Source organism: Streptosporangium sp. NPDC001681 (genome assembly GCF_040298085.1).
In the GTDB taxonomy this organism is placed as follows: Bacteria; Actinomycetota; Actinomycetes; order Streptosporangiales; family Streptosporangiaceae; genus Streptosporangium.
Genome location: NZ_JBEOZN010000302.1, coordinates 1 through 2002 on the forward strand (window position 1 = coordinate 1; position 2002 = coordinate 2002).

Annotated in this window: 1 protein-coding gene; it reads left to right on the forward strand. The window is 70.7% G+C overall.

Annotated features, from left to right (window positions below):
* Positions 1-21: 21 nt before the first annotated feature.
* A partial coding sequence (locus tag ABT130_RS47470; protein ID WP_350966482.1) for a type I polyketide synthase occupies positions 22-2002 on the forward strand: 1981 nt, incomplete at its 3' end.

Sequence of the window (2002 nt, forward strand, 5' to 3'; positions counted from 1 at the left end):
TTGGCCGGTGGTGTGACGGTGATGGCGTCGCCGGGTGCGTTCATCGATTTCAGTCAGCAGGGTGGGCTGGCTCCTGATGGGCGGTGCAAGGCGTTTGCCGAGGCGGCCGATGGCACGAGCTGGGCCGAGGGTATCGGGGTGGTGGTGCTGGAGCGGTTGTCGGACGCTCGGCGCAACGGCCACCCGATCCTTGCGGTGGTGCGGGGTTCGGCGGTGAACCAGGACGGCGCGTCGAACGGGTTGACGGCGCCGAATGGTCCGTCGCAGCAGCGGGTGATCCGTCAGGCGCTGGCCGGTGCGGGGTTGTCGCCGTCAGAGGTGGACGCGGTGGAGGCGCACGGCACCGGCACGACGTTGGGTGATCCGATCGAGGCGCAGGCGTTGCTGGCGACGTACGGTCAGGATCGGCCGGAGGATCGGCCGCTGCTGCTGGGGTCGATCAAGTCGAACATCGGTCATACGCAGGCGGCTGCCGGTGTGGCGGGTGTGATCAAGATGGTCATGGCGATGCGGCATGGGGTGTTGCCCAGGACGTTGCATGTGGATGCGCCGTCGTCGCATGTGGACTGGTCGGCTGGTGCTGTGGAGTTGCTGACCGAATCTCGGTCGTGGCCTCGGGTGGAGCGGCCGTGGCGGGCGGGGGTGTCGTCGTTCGGGATCAGCGGCACCAACGCCCACGTGATCATTGAACAAGGACCGGAAACGCCGGAACCCGAAGAGGCTTCGCAGGGCCAGGCACCTGCTGCGACTGCGGGTGTGGTGCCGGTGCTGGTGTCGGGCCGGTCGGTGGAGGCGTTGCGGGCGCAGGCCGAGCGGTTGGTGTCGTTCCTGGCGGGCGAGCCTGGGCTGGGGCTGGCCGACACGGCGTTCTCGCTGGCGACGACGCGGTCGGCGTTCGAGCATCGGGCGGTGGTGCTGGCCGGCGATCGTGATGGTGTGCTGGCCGGGCTGGGTGCGCTGGCCGAGGACCGTCCGGGCGCCGGTGTGGTGCGCGGGACGGCGGAGCCGGAGCCGCAGCTGGCGGTGTTGTTCACCGGTCAGGGCAGCCAGCGGGTGGGGATGGGCCGGGAGCTGTATGACCGGTTCCCGATGTTCGCGCAGGCGTTGGACGCGGTGCTGGAGCAGTTGGACGGGGAGTTGGCCGGGCGGCCGGGCGGCGAGTCGGCCAAGCGGGCGGGCTGTTCGGTGCGGGAGGTGCTGTTCGCCGAGCCGGGTTCGGCTGAGGCGGGGCTGCTGGATCAGACGGGGTGGGCGCAGCCGGCGTTGTTCGCGGTGGAGACGGCGCTGTTCCGGCTGGTGTCCTCGTGGGGGGTTCGGCCGGATGTGCTGGCGGGCCATTCGATCGGGGAGATCACCGCTGCCCATGTGGCCGGGGTGTTGTCCCTGAAGGATGCGTGTGTGCTGGTGGCGGGTCGGGCGCGGTTGATGCAGGCGTTGCCGTCGGGTGGGGCGATGGTGGCGGTGCAGGCCGCCGAGGAGGAGGTCGCCGCTCTGCTGGCGGGGCGTGAGGATGAGGTGTCGGTCGCGGCGGTGAACGGCCCGGCCTCGGTGGTGATCTCCGGGGTGGAGGAGGCGGTGCTGGAGGTGGCCGCCGCCCTGGAAGGTCAGGGGGTTCGGACCAAGCGGTTGCGGGTGTCGCATGCGTTCCACTCGCCGTTGATGGAGCCGATGCTGGAGGACTTCCGTGCCCTGGCGGGCGGGTTGACCTACAGCGCGCCGCGTATTCCGGTGGTGTCGAACGTGACCGGCCAGGTGGCCATGGCGGAGCGGTTGTGCTCGCCGGATTACTGGGTGGAGCAGGTGCGCGGCGCGGTCCGGTTCGCCGACGGGGTGCGCGCGCTGCACGGCCAGGGGGTACGGGCGTATCTGGAGCTCGGCCCCGACGGGGTGCTGACCGCCATGGCCGACGACACCCTCACCGCGCTCGCCGACTCGGACTCGCGGGGTTCGGACGCTCGTTCACTTGGGACGGATGCGTACGTGGATCCAGCCGCGGTGCTGG